Origin of the sequence: uncultured Parabacteroides sp., assembly GCF_902493135.1 — a bacterium.
Lineage (GTDB): Bacteria > Bacteroidota > Bacteroidia > Bacteroidales > Tannerellaceae > Parabacteroides.
Genome location: NZ_CABUOD010000017.1, coordinates 15976 through 27657, shown reverse-complemented (window position 1 = coordinate 27657; position 11682 = coordinate 15976). Strand labels below are relative to the sequence as shown.

The 11682-nt window shown below is 50.7% G+C and carries 10 protein-coding genes; 4 read left to right on the top strand and 6 right to left on the bottom strand.

Annotation, left to right across the window (positions count from 1 at the left end):
* Nucleotides 1–35: 35 nt before the first annotated feature.
* The 6 genes from RDN79_RS09570 to RDN79_RS09545 form a co-directional block, all read right to left on the bottom strand.
* On the bottom strand, nucleotides 36–2099 hold the full coding sequence (locus tag RDN79_RS09570; RefSeq protein WP_298548791.1) for a hypothetical protein: 2064 nt from the start codon (nucleotides 2097–2099) through the stop codon (nucleotides 36–38).
* A gap of 57 nt (nucleotides 2100–2156) precedes the next feature.
* A complete protein-coding gene (locus RDN79_RS09565) occupies nucleotides 2157–3122 on the bottom strand; it encodes a FimB/Mfa2 family fimbrial subunit (protein WP_308573201.1) in 966 nt (321 codons plus the stop codon).
* Nucleotides 3122–3859, bottom strand: a complete 738-nt coding sequence (locus tag RDN79_RS09560) for a hypothetical protein (protein ID WP_298548794.1) — start codon at nucleotides 3857–3859, stop codon at nucleotides 3122–3124. Before RDN79_RS09560 ends, RDN79_RS09565 begins: the two co-directional genes overlap by 1 nt.
* A gap of 25 nt (nucleotides 3860–3884) precedes the next feature.
* The gene (locus tag RDN79_RS09555; RefSeq protein WP_298548796.1) at nucleotides 3885–4472 is read right to left on the bottom strand and encodes a DUF3575 domain-containing protein; all 588 of its coding nucleotides are present in this window, start codon (nucleotides 4470–4472) and stop codon (nucleotides 3885–3887) included.
* 229 nt (nucleotides 4473–4701) lie between these two features.
* Nucleotides 4702–5721 (bottom strand): site-specific integrase, encoded by a 1020-nt coding sequence (locus tag RDN79_RS09550; RefSeq protein ID WP_298548799.1) that lies wholly within the window; start codon nucleotides 5719–5721, stop codon nucleotides 4702–4704.
* Nucleotides 5722–5865: 144 nt separating this feature from the next.
* The gene (locus RDN79_RS09545; protein WP_298548801.1) at nucleotides 5866–7437 is read right to left on the bottom strand and encodes an ATP-binding protein; all 1572 of its coding nucleotides are present in this window, start codon (nucleotides 7435–7437) and stop codon (nucleotides 5866–5868) included.
* Nucleotides 7438–7786: 349 nt separating this feature from the next.
* On the opposite strand from RDN79_RS09545, the gene RDN79_RS09540 reads away from it, so the two are divergent.
* Genes RDN79_RS09540 through recA form a run of 4 tightly spaced genes read left to right on the top strand, consistent with a single transcriptional unit; the run spans nucleotide 7787 to nucleotide 11598 of the window.
* Complete coding sequence (locus tag RDN79_RS09540) at nucleotides 7787–8980, top strand: saccharopine dehydrogenase family protein (RefSeq protein WP_298548803.1); 1194 nt, start codon at nucleotides 7787–7789, stop codon at nucleotides 8978–8980.
* 47 nt (nucleotides 8981–9027) lie between these two features.
* The gene (locus RDN79_RS09535) at nucleotides 9028–10044 is read left to right on the top strand and encodes a radical SAM protein (RefSeq protein ID WP_298548806.1); all 1017 of its coding nucleotides are present in this window, start codon (nucleotides 9028–9030) and stop codon (nucleotides 10042–10044) included.
* A gap of 9 nt (nucleotides 10045–10053) precedes the next feature.
* Entirely contained in the window at nucleotides 10054–10512 is a 459-nt protein-coding gene (gene bcp / locus RDN79_RS09530; protein ID WP_298548808.1) for a thioredoxin-dependent thiol peroxidase, read from the top strand.
* A gap of 6 nt (nucleotides 10513–10518) precedes the next feature.
* Nucleotides 10519–11598 (top strand): recombinase RecA, encoded by a 1080-nt coding sequence (gene recA, locus RDN79_RS09525; protein WP_298548810.1) that lies wholly within the window; start codon nucleotides 10519–10521, stop codon nucleotides 11596–11598.
* Nucleotides 11599–11682: the final 84 nt, after the last annotated feature.

Below are 11682 nucleotides of genomic sequence, written 5' to 3'. Positions count from 1 at the left end.
TATACGTTTTTTTGTTGTTTTATTCCGATTCATTTTTATTCGGCAGCCGCGCCGGCTTCCTGGGAGAAAGTGATTGTCTGAGAGATGGAACTGTCCACCGTATTTACGATCTTGACCGCCGCCTCACGCACAGCCGCGCCGGTTCCCTGCGCCGTGGCCTTCAGCATGAAATAGCCGTTGAAAACGCCTTCGTCGTCATAGGTGTACTCCCGATCGTCGACCTCTTCCAGCGTCAGCCATGCCGCCGCTTCGGGGATCTCGACTTTCCACCCGGTCCTCGCCCTTACCTTTACCTTGCGCAGCCCGTTTTCATCCGGGAAACCGGCAACCGGGATATTGACCCTGCCTTCGTTCAAACCAATACAAGCCACCTGGATCGAACCGAGGTTGCTAGCCGCTTGGCGGACAACCAGTTTTTGCACGAGATCGGTTTGGAAATCGCCGGCTTTTCCGATCGTGACCGTCACGGTGTCGACACGTCCGGTTTCCGAGGTGTTTGCCTTCGGGACGATCGAGAAGGTTACTGTGCCCACACCATTAAACGTAGAACCGTCTTCGGCTGCCGCTTTCAAGCCTGTAGCTTCGTTACCAAAAGTAAACCAGCCGGCAGTGAAGGTCTTCGTGACGGTCCATGAAGTCCCTTCAGGAACGGCTATGCTAACGTTCATCGAATCGGTCTTTTCACCGGAGAAGCTCAGCAGGTTGCCCGAAACGGCACTGCCCGAAAGGTCAATGTAGCGGCCGGTATTCGAATCCTGGGCAACCTGTTTGACGATAAGCGGCTGGCGGATGGACGGACGGCGCACGTTCTGAACCATCACCGTTCCCCAGCGTACTTCCTTGCTGCTCGGGTTGGGAAGCAAAGTCGTCACCCGGAACTCCTTCCGTACTTCGCCTAACGGGATTTCGCTCACGCCGATCCAGTCTTTGGCAGACTCGTCGACCACCAGTTTCCACTCGCCGTCGGCTACCACGCCGATGGTCACCGAGTCCTTCAAGGTCGGCTCGGCAGCGACCGACAAGGTGTTGCCGGCAAAAGCGATGCTTCCGTCCGCGCTCAGCTTGATCGTGCCATCGCCCGTATCGACAGCGACCGTGTCGCCCGACACCCATTCCTTCACCGTCAGCGTTGCCGACAACTCGCCTAAGCCCAGGTCTTCGACCATCACCAAGTAGCGGTTGTTCGCTTCGATCGGGATACAAGGATCGGCCTCTCCAGCAGCTTTGAAGTTCTTGAACGTTACGGGTAACACCTGTACGGCATTCGTCACCAGGTCATTCCCGACAAGCGACAAGGAGAGACCTGAGCCGTCCGTCTTCGTTGTCGGATAGAGGTAAAAGACACTGTTGGTCTCGCCAGCGTTCGAGTTGGCAAGTGCCGTGAAGTCTATCACAGGCATCTTGCCCGCGAGCAAGGGGGCTTCATAACCGGCGATTGGGAACAAGGGCACATCGGCAGGGACGTTGTCCAGCACGACCGTCCGGATCACGAACCCCGACGTCTCGCTTTTGTTCAGGATGTCGAAACGGGCCATACGTCGCACCAACGTCACTTCGACACTCTCCCCATCATTCAGGGTCATCGCCATGTCCGGTAGATCCTTCTGTGCACTCATCAACATCGGGCAGGTGATATGCCCTTTCAAGGGGCTGGACATCTTGGCCTTGAAAACGGCCGTATCCGTTTCATGCAGCACGAGGCTGTCGAGCGAGAGGTGCCCGCGGCCGTTGGCGACGAAAAAGAACGCCTTGTTGTTACCCGCAGGGACGGAGACGGAAGCCGTCCGAGTATCAGAGGCCGTAACCAGTTCATACCCTTCACCGCTGCGGAAGATTTCTTCCAGCACCATCGGCTTGGGTGTCGCGCTGCTCATCGTGTCCTCGCCGAACACGTAGATGTCGAGCGTCTTCAGTTCGTTTTCGGCGGCCGAGGCGATTGCCGAATAAGGAACTACGCCCTGTGCCGTCCCCGGAAAGACGAATGTTAACTGTCGGGGCTTGGTGTGGCTCTCCCCGCCGTCGGAGAAAGGGTCATTGTCTTCGCTGCAAGAGGCTATCATCAATCCTGCAAGTGCCATCAAATAATACTTCTTTTTCATAAACTATAAAATTAAGTTGTTTATATGTGCTATATTGCTGCCTGTTATTTCTATCTTTCAATTCCCAAACCCGATCGTACCCCCTTCCACCCAGTCGCTCACCCTAGCCGACAAGACGACAATCCCGCCACCGGCATCCACCTCCACCACTAAGCTGAACTCCTGGCGGAGGTTGCGGTCAAGGTCGACCTGCATCGTGCGGAAATACTTTTCGAGGTCAATCTCGCGGATCAACGGCCTTCCCCCGCCGAAAAGTTGCAACACCGGGTGGTCGTCCGAGGCAAGCCGATAGGTCACGAACCGCGCGTTGACCGTGCGGGTGATGTCCATCTTTGCCACCACCTTACAGGTTGCAGGCTCACACCCCGCAGGCCGGCCGGGTATATAGTACCGCACATCCGGATAGGGGAAGCCTTCCACCTCAAACCTTGGATCGAAACGGTATTTCGGATAGATACCCGAAAGCGTCATATAGAAGTCGCCCGTATCGGCAGGCGCACGCCCTTTCCACCTGACAGTGACATCCAGCTTAAGGTGCGCATGGACCATATCGACACGTCCGCGACTCATCCCCCGCCCAGCGATGCGGAAACCGGTATAGCCGTAATAGAGCCTCTCCGTCGATTCCAACGCCTTCCCGCCGGCATAGAGGCTGATGTCTTCGAGGCGCGTCTCGCCTATCTTTGCCTCGCCCACCCGGCTGCAACTGTCCACGTTGCCCCATGCCACCAGCGTGTAGCGGCCGGGCGGGAGCTGTAACTCCGCCGCCCCCCCTTTTATCGCGGCAAGCTCGCGCCTGTGGCGAAGCACGCCGAGGGAGTCGAACACGAACTCATCCATCCGGTACACATAGTTGGGCAAGACATTCGCCCGGTCCAGCCCCGTATACCAATACTCCAACCGTGCGTTATAGGGGCATTCGGCCAGGTCGTCGTCGATGTCACACGAAACGAACGCACAAAGAAGCCACAACAACAGGGATGCGTACGAGCCGCAAAAGATATGCGGGAGCTTCCGTTCCATCATTTTTTCATTCGTTTGTTATACAATATCGGTATCTCCTTGATCCGCATGTCCGGGGCGGCATGACCGTAAGGCCCGTACCGGAGGGTATCGCCCTTTACGGTCGGTGTTTCCGCCTTTTCCGGTTGCGCCTCCTCCACCAATTCGCAGGGAGACGGCAGGCCGATATCCTCCGTCAGGACCTCGTCCGCCAGCAGCCACTCCGCACAGCAGTCGCGCCTCGTCTGCCTAAGGATGAGCGAAGCGTGCTCCATCCACAAGGCGTAGGAGAGGCTGACCCGGTAGCGCAATGTATAATCGCTCCTTTTCTTCCGGCAAACCCATACGTGGTAAGGGACGGGGCGGCTGTGGTCCGGATCGACCGCCTCCTCGCGCCGGTCGAAACGGGCGCGCCGGCTACCGGAAAACACGACAGGAGGCAGCACGACACGCTTCTTTCCGCATTCGAGCGAAGGGGTTAGTATCAAAGATTCGCCGGAAGGCATCGACAGGCCCAGGGCATGGATCGTCAGGTCGATGCACACGCTGTCGTCGCTCACCGTCAGGCTGTGCGGGACGAGACGGATCGTGTCCTGCGACAAGACGAAAGACCTGTTGCCCATCATGAACAGGAGGATGAAAATCGGGCGTAAGATACCCGTCCAAACCCATTCCCGCACTTGGCACGAGGAGACATCAAAAGCGGCCGTATAAAGGGCAGGCCGGCAAATCCACGGTGTGTTATATTCTTGTTCCATAATTATCAATCTATCGTTAAGTTTATCAATGTATTATATAGATAAAAGAAACTCCCAACCGCGTCGGCCCGACGAAATGGCGCCTGTAACGCCCCATCAACTCCGCACATTCGGTACATACATATTTATTATATTCCAGATAGCTGTATCCTACTCCCAACATCAGTTCCAATCCCCAGCGCCGACCGATTGCAAAATGATAGCCGTAAGAAACGCCCCCGCCGTACAGTTCGCCGCGATAGGTGTAGGTGTCCAGGCCGGAGATAAAAGGGACCTGCCCGATATTATACTGACCATAATGGACATGCATGCCAAAGAAATGGCCTTCGAAACTTTTACAAGGCCAGAAACGTATTTCGGGCTGCACCAGATAATGGCGCAGGCTCATGCCATCGGGGAAAAATGTCCAAGCATTGTAGTTGCCCGATGCCTCGAACGACCATTTACGTCCAAGTGCCATCTCCACTCCGAAGTTGGGCGTCGTCGTCAGCCAATAGAGCGCATTCGTCCGGACCGCAACCTCTTGCCCATATGCAACAGACAATGTGCAGAATAACAAACAAAACCATGCGAATTTTTTCAAGATATTCTTCCCGATTTCTTTTTTATTCATATTATTTCCCCTATACTTTTGTCTCTTTCTTGGTAAGAAAGAGACAAAAGATGGAGATAATACAATTATCACTGAATTACAAGAACTTAAGAAGAGTATTTTGAAAAAATTAGAGTACTTGGAAAGCTATTTTTCCATCAATCTCAAATAGAGTTTGCTTTATTTTATTGTGATTTTTTTGTTTATATCATAATAACCCGTACATTTGCAGAAACATAATCGTTGATCATCAATGCTTATTTAACAAGAATCCATATAATATCTCTTTCTTACCAAGAAAGGGACATTTTTTATTTTTCTTTTTCTTCTTCCCTCTTTTCTTACGGATTTTCTGTTCCAACATTTCCTCATTCGCCTCATCAATAACGCGTGAAGGCATTCCCTTCATATAAATAAGGGTGACACGTTCCGAACTGTGTCCGAGCCCCTGGCTGATGACCGAGGTGTTCGTGCCGCATGCCTCCACCATCGATGCCCAGGAATGGCGGGCCACGTAAGTCGTCAATGGCCGGGTGAAACCCAACTCTTCGCCTACCTGCTTCAAATGCCGGTTCAACCGTCTGAGAGCGCTTTTCTCGCTAAGTTCCTCTCCTCCCCGCTTGTTCTCCCGGAGGAAAGGAAAGACATATTCACTTTCGGAGTCAGCATATTTTCCGATCAAGGACTTTACTTCAGAAACAATTTTCACCTGCAACGACGCCCCTGTTTTACTGCGTCTATAATAGATGTAATCGCCATAGAGATCCGACTTCTTCAGGTTATAGACATCCACGAAGCACATGCCGCGTGCATAAAAAAGAAACAGGAAAACGTCACACGCCTGCAACAGGTTTGCCTTGACACCGGAACGTTCCCCATAGCCGACCAACCGATACAGGTCTTCATCCGAAAGCGACCGTTTGGGAGTTGGCGGGACGGCAGGGATAAGATCCTTGAACGGGTCCCTATCACCGAGAACTATGGACTTTTCCCTCCGGGCATATCCATAGAGCGCACGCAAATTGCGCAAATAGAAATTCACGCTGCCCGCTTGCAGATTCCCCCGGTTCAAGAGCCATTCCGCATATTCCCGCACCCACTCTTCCGTGATTGCCGACAGGCGGAACCTCTCTGCTTCCTCACCTAAATATTTACTCACCATGCGCCACGCACTCAGATAATTCAATGCCGTAACCCCTTTCCCGTTACTGCGCAATCCTTTTATGCGACACTCGAAATTAGAAAACAATGTTACCGTCTTTGCTGCCATATCATATTATAAAAAAATAAAGATAAGGAACAAAGACGACTTCCTTATGGTTTCGCCGCCTCATAGTTATGAACCGGAAAAAGCATAACGCCATTTGTACACCGACCGGAAGCAGGACAGGGATACGAACCGAGAAACCGTTCTTTATAGAGAGTGTGCCGCTTTCCAGGAGCCGATGTTCCGTTCTTTCTTATCGAACGAAGCTCCGACTTTGACTAAGCGGCGTCCGTCGGCTGAATAAGGGATCAAATATCCTTTTTCTTCAATCTGGCGAAGCGCATCATCCACGCTACCATCAAGTTTAAATTCAAACACATAAATAATGTCAGCTGTTTTCACCACAGCATCAGCACGGCCTCGCGCACTGCGGATTTCCGCGTCAACATACTGCCCCAATAGTTTGAACACAATATAGAAAACCACCTGATAATGACGCTCTGTCTTGTCGTTCAACTCGTATGGGAAATCGGCGAAAAAAGCTCGTAAACGTTCCATAAAAGCATCTACCTCGCCTGCACGCAATTCGTTCACGAATTTTCCGATATAAAAAGGGGCTGTAGCTTCGGAAAGAGGTGTATAATAAGGTGTTATAAAATTCAGCCAACCATATTCCACTTCGGCATTCGGATAGCCCAAGATATAATTGTCGAACTCTGAATCATACCCCTTGATCGTCAGGTAGCCACTTTGGTAAATGATCGGCACAGGGTTTCTGAAGTCCGCCCTGTAGTCAGTCAAAGCGGCAGCCGGAACTTCCATCCCGTCGAGGCGACGCAAGTCAAAGTCTGTCTTTTTCAACATATCCACCAAGGCTGTAGGCGTGCCGGTCGAAAACCAATAGTTGGCAAATCGCTTCATTGCCAGTGCATTCAGCAGGCTGAACGGATTATAAAGTCCTTCGGTAGCAAACTCGGAAAAATGATAGCCGTCGTAACGGCGCGTGAGTTCATCCACAGTCCGGCCATACGAAAGCCGATTCATCCGGGCAAGTTCATTTAGTTCCGGCAGGAAGGTGTGTTCTATCTCCGTGCGGGTCATACCGCATATAGTGGCATAATCCGGGCTCATACTGATGTCCATCAGCTGGTTCAGGTTACTGAAGATCCCCAACTGGGCAAATTTAGTCACTCCCGTGATAAACACGAAGCGCAGATACGGGTCGGCATCCTTCAATACCGTGTAGAAGCCGGTCAACATTTCACGATACAGATGATGTAAAGGATCATCAGCCAGCGTCCGAAACAACGGTTTGTCGTATTCATCGACAAGGACAACCACCTTATTTCCGGTCTTTTCGTATGCCTGACGGATGATTTGCATGAAACGGCGGGCATATCCCAGTCCTTCGGGTGTCGCGCCATACAACCGTTCCCATTCCATAAAATGCGCTTCAAAGACTTGTTCCAGGCTTCGTTTATTTTCATAATATTGCGCATTCAGGCTCAAATGGAGCACCGGATAGGAAATCCACTCTTTTTCAATTTTTCCGATAGCCAGTCCTTCAAACAAAGCCTTTTTCCCTTCGAAAAAGGCTTTGAACGTCGAAAGCAACAAACTCTTACCGAAACGGCGCGGACGGCTCAGAAAAATTTGTGTCCCGCTCATTGCTAACCAGTAAATCAGGGCAGTCTTGTCCACATACAAGAAACCTTCTTCCCGCAATTTGGCAAAATCCTGGATTCCTACCGGAAGTTTTCTCAAAGGTGTTGTTTCCATATTTCATATCATTTTATGCGTGCATACAAAGATAGTACATTAATTTTCTACTTCATTTGTACAATGGAATATTTTGGTGCGGTCGCCTTCGGATTTTATGGATAAGCGTCTGTCTGCCGGAAAAGAATGCGTTAACCTCCATCCATGTGCCGGCCTGCCATTCAAACGGATCTTCGGCGAGCATCCCGATTTAGCCATCTGTTTGCTCAACGCGCTATTGCCTCTGAAAAAAAAGGAAGAAAGGTTTTACCCCGGTGTTGCCCGATTATCCAAAGATTCATTGTATATTTGTCGTTAGGTTTAAAACCTTGTAAACTGTATATATAAACAAGATTAATTCGATTAGTAAATGGGAAGAGTATTAGTGATTGGTGCAGGGGGCGTTAGTTGCGTCGCTGTTAAGAAGATCGCGATGAACGCCGATGTCTTTACCGATATCATGGTTGCCAGCCGCACGAAAAGCAAGTGCGACCGGATCGCCGCCGATATCAAGAATGTAAAGGTACAAACAGCACAGGTCGATGCAGACAACGTGGAAGAGCTCATCCGCTTGTTCAACTCCTTCAAACCGGACTTAGTAGTAAACCTGGCTTTGCCCTATCAGGACCTCCATATCATGGATGCCTGCCTGGCATACGGTGTCAGCTATCTCGACACGGCCAATTACGAACCGCTGGACGAAGCTAAATACCAATACAGCTGGCAATGGGCATACAAAAAACGTTTCGAGGAGGCCGGCCTGACCGCTATCTTAGGGTGCGGGTTCGATCCGGGCGTAACGGGTGTATATACGGCATACGCAGCCAAACATCATTTCGATGAAATACAATATCTGGATATCGTAGACTGCAACGCCGGAGACCATCACAAAGCATTTGCCACTAACTTCAACCCGGAAATCAATATCCGCGAGATTACCCAACGGGGCAAATATTTCGAAGACGGGGAATGGAAGGAGACAGACCCTCTGTCCGTACACAAACCGCTGAACTATCCGAATGTCGGCCCGAGAGAATCTTACCTGATGTACCACGAAGAGTTGGAAAGCCTGACCAAAAACTTCCCGACCATCAAACGCGCCCGTTTCTGGATGACTTTCGGACAGGAATATCTGACTCACCTGCGCGTGATCCAGAACATCGGTATGTCCCGCATCGATCCGATCATGTATAACGGACAGGAAATCGTTCCGATCCAGTTCTTGAAAGCCGTGCTGCCTAATCCGGGCGATCTGGGTGAAAACTATACAGGCGAAACCTCCATCGGTTGCCGTATCCGCGGCATCAAGGATGGCAAAGAAATGACCTACTATGTTTATAATAACTGTAGCCACCATGCCGCTTACCTGGAAACGGGAGCACAAGGCGTAAGCTACACGACCGGCGTTCCGGCCATGATCGGAGCCAAACTGTTCATGCAGGGCGTTTGGAAAAAGCCGGGGGTTTGGAACGTGGAAGAGTTCGATCCCGATCCGTTCATGAAGGAGCTGAACGAACAAGGCCTGCCCTGGCACGAACTGTTCAATATAGATCTGGAACTGTAAACAATGGACAATTGAGAATTGACAACTGACAATTATCAATTAACTAAATGACTCGTAATATCTACAACATACTACGTCTTGGCACGCAAATCAGAAGCAGAAGGCTCAAATTATTGGGCCTCTGGCTGTTTCATGTGTTAGGCAAACGGTATATCGGTATTTTTATAGATCCGGTACTGGCCTGTAACTTCCGCTGCAAGATGTGTTATTTCAGCGATGAGGAAAAAAGGAAAAGCCTGCGGGGTACCTTGAGATATGAAGAGATAGAAGCCATTGCCGGAAGCCTGTTCCACCGCGCCTTGAAACTTCAGGTCGGTTGCGGAGCGGAACCGACTTTGCATAAGGACCTGGTACAGATCATTGCACTGGGCAAACGATACGGCGTCCCTTACGTTTCGCTCACGACAAACGGGAACCTGCTGACGAAAGAGCAGTTAGCCGCTGCCGTAGAAAACGGGTTGGACGAGTTGACACTCTCGGCACATGGTTTTACACGCGAGACATACGAACATCTGATGACGAACGGCAAATTCGACTTGTTCCGCAAGCTGCTCTCCAACGTCGCAGAAATAAAGAAACAGCATCCGCAGTTCAAGTTACGCATCAATTATACGATCAACAACGACAACCTCGAAGAACTAAACCGGATATGGGAAGTCGTCGGAGACGAACTGGATATCCTGCAACTCCGCCCGATACAGAAGATCGGAGAGAGCGAATACCGGGATTTCGATCTGACCAATATCCATGCGAGGTATGACGACGTGCTGGTCCCGCTGATCGAAGAATGCCGCCGCAGGCATATCACCTGCCTGGCTCCCGACAAGCAGAACATCATCGTACTAAAGGAAAACGGGGCGGATGACAACAGTATCGAGAAGGTCACATATTGTTATGTCTCTCCCCAGGAATGCTGGCAGGATGATTTCGACTACCGGACAGAGACATTCGAATCGTATGCCGCCGCCCATCACATGGGCATGAAACTGTTAGGCAAGGTATTCGGACCGAAAAACAGTAAGAAAGCAGACGTGACACGTAAAATGAATTATAACATCAAGTAAAATAAACATATGGCAATACAAATAGGAGATAAAGCACCCGAAGTTCTGGGCCTCGACCAGAACGGGAAAGAGATAAAGCTGAGCGATTTCAAAGGGAAAAAGCTGGCGCTCTATTTCTATCCGAAAGACAATACCAGCGGTTGTACGGCGGAAGCGTGCAGCCTGCGGGATGGCTACAAGGAATTGCAAGCTGCCGGCTACGAAGTAGTGGGTGTCAGCAAAGACAGTGCCAAGTCTCATCAGGGATTTATCGCAAAACAGGAACTCCCCTTCAGCCTCATCGCTGATACGGATACGACCCTGCAACAGCAGTTCGGGGTTTGGGCAGAAAAGAAATTGTACGGACGTTCATACATGGGGACTCTCCGTACCACCTTTATCATAGATGAAAACGGCATCGTTGCCAACATCATCGGTCCGAAAGAGGTGAAGACTAAAGACCATGCAAATCAAATCCTTAATCTATAAAAGGAAATGGCAAAAGAAGATTTATTCGAAGAAGGCAAGCAGCCTGCAGCCGAGAAACCGGCTGTAAACGCAGACAAATTGAAAGCGCTTCGCGCAGCAATGGACAAGATCGAGAAGAACTACGGAAAAGGTTCGATCATGAAATTGGGCGACGAAAGTGTCGAAAATATCGAAGTGATCCCGACAGGCTCCATCGCCCTCAACGCTGCGTTAGGCGTGGGAGGTTATCCCAAAGGCCGTGTGATCGAAATCTACGGGCCGGAATCATCCGGTAAGACAACCCTTGCGATCCACGCGATTGCCGAGGCACAAAAAAACGGTGGCATTGCGGCATTTATCGATGCGGAACATGCTTTCGACCGTTTCTATGCAGAGAAGTTGGGAGTAGACGTCGAAAACCTGTGGATTTCCCAACCGGATAACGGCGAACAGGCGCTGGAAATCGCCGAACAGCTGATCCGTTCGTCTGCTGTGGATATCATCGTAATCGACTCGGTTGCCGCCCTGACCCCGAAAGCGGAAATCGAAGGCGACATGGGTGAAAGCAAGATGGGATTGCAGGCACGGTTAATGTCTCAGGCGCTTCGTAAGTTGACGGCTGCGATCAATAAGACCAACACGACTTGCATATTCATCAACCAATTGCGTGACAAGATCGGTGTGATGTTCGGCAATCCCGAAACGACCACCGGCGGTAATGCGTTGAAGTTCTACGCTTCTGTCCGCCTGGATATCCGCAGCATCGGCAAACTGAAAGACGGCGACGATATCAAGGGCAACCAGGTGCGCGTTAAAGTAGTCAAGAACAAGGTCGCTCCTCCTTTCCGCAAAGCAGAGTTCGACATCATGTTCGGTGAAGGCATCTCCAAAGCCGGTGAAATCATCGATCTGGCGACCGACCTGAACATCATCAAAAAAAGCGGATCATGGTATAGCTACAACGATACGAAGTTAGGGCAAGGACGCGATGCCGCCAAACAATGTGTTGCCGACAATCCCGAATTGGCGGACGAGCTATCCACTCTTATATTCGAATCTCTAAAAGACGGCAATCTCCCGGCAAAGAAAAGTTCGTCTAAAGAGTAAACCGCAGCCGGAACACAAAAGCGGGAAGTTATCCTTTTGCCGGTAAATGACGATCGATCGACATTTGCCGGCAAAACTTAAATC

What these genes read in the sequence shown, in the direction of transcription:
- RDN79_RS09570 (WP_298548791.1), bottom strand. Translation starts at nt 2,099, where the DNA reads ATGAAAAAGAAGTATTATTTGATGGCACTTGCAGGATTGATGATAGCC.
- RDN79_RS09565 (WP_308573201.1), bottom strand. Translation starts at nt 3,122, where the DNA reads ATGGAACGGAAGCTCCCGCATATCTTTTGCGGCTCGTACGCATCCCTG.
- RDN79_RS09560 (WP_298548794.1), bottom strand. Translation starts at nt 3,859, where the DNA reads ATGGAACAAGAATATAACACACCGTGGATTTGCCGGCCTGCCCTTTAT.
- RDN79_RS09555 (WP_298548796.1), bottom strand. Translation starts at nt 4,472, where the DNA reads ATGAATAAAAAAGAAATCGGGAAGAATATCTTGAAAAAATTCGCATGG.
- RDN79_RS09550 (WP_298548799.1), bottom strand. Translation starts at nt 5,721, where the DNA reads ATGGCAGCAAAGACGGTAACATTGTTTTCTAATTTCGAGTGTCGCATA.
- RDN79_RS09545 (WP_298548801.1), bottom strand. Translation starts at nt 7,437, where the DNA reads ATGGAAACAACACCTTTGAGAAAACTTCCGGTAGGAATCCAGGATTTT.
- RDN79_RS09540 (WP_298548803.1), top strand. Translation starts at nt 7,787, where the DNA reads ATGGGAAGAGTATTAGTGATTGGTGCAGGGGGCGTTAGTTGCGTCGCT.
- RDN79_RS09535 (WP_298548806.1), top strand. Translation starts at nt 9,028, where the DNA reads ATGACTCGTAATATCTACAACATACTACGTCTTGGCACGCAAATCAGA.
- bcp (WP_298548808.1), top strand. Translation starts at nt 10,054, where the DNA reads ATGGCAATACAAATAGGAGATAAAGCACCCGAAGTTCTGGGCCTCGAC.
- recA (WP_298548810.1), top strand. Translation starts at nt 10,519, where the DNA reads ATGGCAAAAGAAGATTTATTCGAAGAAGGCAAGCAGCCTGCAGCCGAG.